The sequence below is a fragment of the Rheinheimera marina genome (assembly GCF_042654345.1).
GTDB lineage: Bacteria > Pseudomonadota > Gammaproteobacteria > Enterobacterales > Alteromonadaceae > Pararheinheimera > Pararheinheimera marina.
In genome coordinates this window covers 1-4,798 of record NZ_JBHSGB010000019.1, presented here as the reverse complement: position 1 = coordinate 4,798, position 4,798 = coordinate 1, and the positions used below count along the sequence as shown (strand labels likewise).

Here is a 4,798-nt window from a genome sequence, read left to right as displayed (position 1 = left end):
ATGCGGTTGATGGTTTGTGTTGTTTGGCGACTGATCAGATCGCTCAAACCGCATTGAGTTCCCGCCTACAAGTGATCTACTAATTGGAACAGTTATTTAGATGAGAGACGAATGGCAAAAATAATCAGCTTTTTCCAAAGCCTTAATTGCTATTAGCTTGATCATGAAATGTATAATACTATCAAAACAGAAATGCAGTAATGGAAATTTTATTTAATTCAGTTGTTCTGCCGAAATATAGGCATAATTATTCTTTAAATAGATTTTTTGCAGATTGTAGCACTGACTGAATTTTCTGCTAGTGAAGGCATAAATTAAAATGGAAGAGAATAAAATCAGTTACGATAAAAGCTATGCAAAGCAGCTTGATGAAAAAGCTATATATAAATGCCTGTATGACGCATGGGGCATTCCAAATAGGAAAATACGAGTTTGGGGGAGGCTAGTAGTAAATCCTCAGGGAAATTGGGCTGGCATCAAGCTGGCAAAATTGATTAGCACAAACGAAGCTATTGAGTATCCATTACCAAACAGCAAGGAATTGCAATCTGGAGTATTTTTACCACCGCATGAGGCTCGTACCATTCTTAATGGTAAGACTTCTGTATTCATCATTTGTGAGCTGCAATTAGCATCAATCAAACAACGTGAGCTAAAAGATAATCCATTTTTGCTTTCGATAGATCCCACAAGTGTAGAGTTGCTAACTGAACTTCCTAAAATTGAACTTGATGAAATTGTTGCGTTAGATCATTCAACCTTGATATCAGAACATATTTATCATCATTTCCTAACATCTTTAGAGAAAGAAACACGAGTTGCAGAAGAAGAATCATTAAATAAAATTAAGCTGTTAGAAGAAGAATATCAAGAAATTCAAGATAAATTGAATTCCCAAGTTCAAGATTCTGATAAAAAAATATTAAATTTAAAAAACGAAGAAGATATTCTTAATAAAAAAATTTCAGAGCTGGAACGTGAGCAAAATTCTGTAAAGGAAAGCATTGAGATAGAACAGCAGGCACTTAACTCAGTCATAGAAAAAAAACGGCAGATTGAAGAAGATATGAGCAAAAAAATTGAACTACTCAAAAAATACGTTCAGGAAAAAGCAGGATTTTTAAAAGACTTCGAGTTTATTGATGATGATGTATATCGGGATATTTCTGGAGAGCGAGATAGCTATCAAAATAGTGTTGATGGTTTAAGTTTTGACGAAGATTTTGACTCTGACTACACCAAGCTAACTTCTTATATTCAAGCGCATCTAAGAGAACAAGGTCAGTTTTACTCGCGTCATATCATAGAAAATTTCTTAACGCTTATTCGAACTAATGATTTGATCATCCTAGCTGGTGATTCTGGTTCAGGCAAAACAAGTCTTGTACAGTCTTTTGCGCAAGCTGTCAGTGGTGTCTCCAAAATTATACCAGTTAAACCAAACTGGACTAGTTCAGAAGACTTGCTTGGCTACTACAACCCTTTAGAAAAAAAATACCTAGCTACCCCATTTTTAGAGGCCATATTAGAGGCATCCAAAAATCCAGAGACTCCATACTTTATATGCTTAGATGAGATGAATCTTGCAAGAGTAGAATACTACTTTGCAGATTTTCTATCGAAGTTGGAAGAGCGAAAACAACAACCTCAAATTCAGTTGTATTCCGACGACGAAGCCGCACATGTATTATCTGAGCTGAGAGGTGTAGTTTCAATTATTAGTTCTGCAAAAGAAAAATACAACAAGAATGGAATTATTGATTTTGTAGCTTTAATGCAGGATGAGCAAGTCAGTTCCGAAATGAGGCGTGCATTTGGTTTCAGTGATAAAGACTCACTTATTAAGTATCATGGTGACGTAAGGCGAATGCTCTCAGGTGTTATCGGTATTCCATCAACTATTACAATTCCGAATAATGTACGCATTATTGGTGCCATAAATATAGATGAAACAACACATTATTTATCTCCAAAGATTATGGATCGAGCTCATATAATGAAATTTAAAAGCCCACTATTAACAGACTGGGCTTATATAGAAAAAGAAATCGAAAGCTATGGTTTTGAAGATATTACTAAACCAGTAACCTTGAAAGTCGATGAATTAGGTGTACGTGAACCATACCCAAATTTCGATCCTGCAGATGATTTTTGCTCTCTGTTTATAAATTTTAACAGAGAACACTTTCATCCCTTAGGAATCGAGTTTGGTATGAGAACAATCAGGCAAGGTTTGAATTACAGTAGACTTTTTAGTGATGTAAATAAAAGTAAAGAGTTGGCGCTTAATAATTTTTTAATTCATAAGGTACTTCCGAAGTTTACTTTTGATGGTTCTAAACCTATCGGTAATACAAACAAAATCACTCACATAGAACGCGTTTTGCTGCCTGAAATAGAAAATAACCTTTCTGGTTTGGTAGTTTCAGGTGAATTTTCTGCGATTGAGGCGTTGAAAGAGCTTACGGAAGCAGCTAAAGCAAATGATGACGTTGTGAATTACTGGGCCTAGAAATGGGGAACGCAAATTTCGAACTAAAGTACATAGAAACTCGTTGGCACGATAAATCAACTTTACTTGAAGTCAATGAGTCTTTGTATTCAATTTCAATTGACGAAATTTCAAATGAAATATTTGAGGTTCAAACAACAATTTATCCTAAAGTAGTCGAGTTAAATCGCTCACAATTTGCGATTTCATATACGAGCCAAAACGTTAATATCCCACCAGTAATTGTTTTGGCAGATGGAAATACTATTCCGCTAAAGAGAATTGTAAATCCTGAATCAAAGAAAGTATGGTGGATAGAGCATGGTGCTTGGGATAAAAAAAATAAATCATGGTCAACTAGCACTCATAAGACTGCTGGTAAGATAATTTTCAAAATTGGGAAGCAGACACTGTATCTTAATATAAATTTAGTTGATGCATCGAAAGAAGATCTTGATAAGTATCTTGTAGACTTTAAATCAGGTATGTGGGAGCTCATATTAGATGAAAACAGTTATATTTTAGGTGAAGCAAAACAAGAAGAAGTAGGCGTTGTTGATGAGTCTGTTCTAAAGATAGTAGATACAGCTTTAACGCATGCAAAAAATATACTGAAAAAGCCAAAGTCTGAGTTAAGAGAAGTTCAAATTCAAAAGCCATACAAAGAAGTGAAACCTGTTCCAAGAACATTTATGGAATTAGTTACTAAAGGAAATGCTAGAAGTTTAACCAGTAGAGGATCAGAACCAAACTATAACGTTCCAGAAAATGGCTATGTTCTTTACTCTCTAATTTCTATGCAGCGTATCGTTTCACAGTTGTGTCGAGTTTCTCGAAGTAAAATAGAACGACTGAAAAACAACTTGCAAAGCCTCGAAGAACGCCTTTTTGACTTAAAAGATTTCAAAACTATAAATCGAGATCTTGTTGTAAAAGACTATAAAAAGGCAGTGGCAGAACAGGACATTAATGCAATAAATGCAAAAATTAGAAGAGATTTAATATCAGTAAATGGGTGCGAGTTAAGTCAAGGTTATGAATGGTATATAAGAATAACAAAAAAGAATAAATATGGAGCATACTTTTGTTTATTTTTATTGAATAATGAATGGGTTCCCTATGGCGGATGTGATTTTTCTTCAATTAATTTAAGTGAAAAATACGAAAATCTTTTCCTTGAATATACTGACTACAGAATTTTTGCCGACATTAGTTATCAAATTGTCGGTAACGGCAACATTGCAATTTTATCTTTAAATAGCCTTTCTGTAATAGAAATTATTGGTAATCCTGGTTGGCTTGTACGTAAGCAAGAAAAACTTGAAAAAATGAAGCAGGAAGCCATTTTACTTAGCAAAAATGGATGGAAAAAGTACCTAACAAAGCAGGAACTTGATGAGCAAGCTAAGGAGCGTTCATCAATCATCAACCGAAAAGAGTACTTTAATAAACAGCATAAAAATATATCCTATGTTGCAACATTTTTGACGCCGAAAGAAAAACAATTACGCGATATTATTAAGCACCTTTTTTCTCTAGGTGTTAAGCCTCTGGCTACTTTTCCAAACTCTATGACCTTTGTTCAAAATCCAAGTTATCAAGCGATTCATGCAAGTTATAACAAACTAAAAAATCAAGTCGGTTTGACAGATGAAGACGTTCTTATGTCATTGGAACGCATTGATAATATTGGCCTAGTTGACATTACTGTTCTCTATGAACGTTGGTGTTTACTTCAATTGATTAAATCATTTCGCCAAAATTTTAGGTTTGAACCAGAGATTTCTTGGAAACGGAAATTATTAAAAATACTTGAGAATAAATTATTTAATGAACCTATCAAGTTTATCAACCAAAATTCAAGAAGAAATATTTTACTATCTTATGAGCCTCGTCTAGAGAATGGTAAGACTCCTGATTTTGTTTTAGATTTGATCTCTGAAAATAAAGCCGGTGGCTTTACTAAAAAGCGTGTAGTTTTTGATGCTAAGTTCTACTCTCAAGCTTTCATGGTTAAGCGTGGCGGTATTAGTGGTGTAGTTAAAGAGTTGGCGTTAGATAAAAACTATTCAGAAGATGAGCGAAATGCAGTTTTTATTTTTCATCCTGTAACAGAGGCTCTTAAGGATGCGGGTGGTCCTGTGTCACCCCAAGGTTGGGGAAATGTGAGCTATTTAGGCGAGTTGAAATTATTCGATTGGGATAATTGTTGAATTGCACCCAGAAGTGATCCACTACCCCCCCAGATTTGCATCGAAAACTGATCCACATTTTTAATCAATCCTGTCCGGTTCTGGCAGGAGAATG

2 protein-coding genes are annotated in these 4,798 nt (G+C 34.7%); both read left to right on the top strand.

Annotated elements, in window-relative coordinates; all coding sequences use genetic code 11:
* The first annotated feature begins 319 nt into the window (after positions 1 to 319).
* Positions 320 to 2,512, top strand: a complete 2,193-nt coding sequence (locus ACFO3I_RS18560; RefSeq protein WP_377336647.1) for an McrB family protein — start codon at positions 320 to 322, stop codon at positions 2,510 to 2,512.
* Between the two features lie 2 nt (positions 2,513 to 2,514).
* Positions 2,515 to 4,704, top strand: coding sequence for a hypothetical protein (locus ACFO3I_RS18555; protein ID WP_377336645.1), 2,190 nt, complete (start codon positions 2,515 to 2,517; stop codon positions 4,702 to 4,704).
* Positions 4,705 to 4,798 lie beyond the last annotated feature (94 nt).

Excerpts from the sequence above, each read along its gene's own strand:
- ACFO3I_RS18555 (WP_377336645.1), top strand. The coding sequence starts at position 2,515 with ATGGGGAACGCAAATTTCGAACTAAAGTACATAGAAACTCGTTGGCAC.
- ACFO3I_RS18560 (WP_377336647.1), top strand. The coding sequence starts at position 320 with ATGGAAGAGAATAAAATCAGTTACGATAAAAGCTATGCAAAGCAGCTT.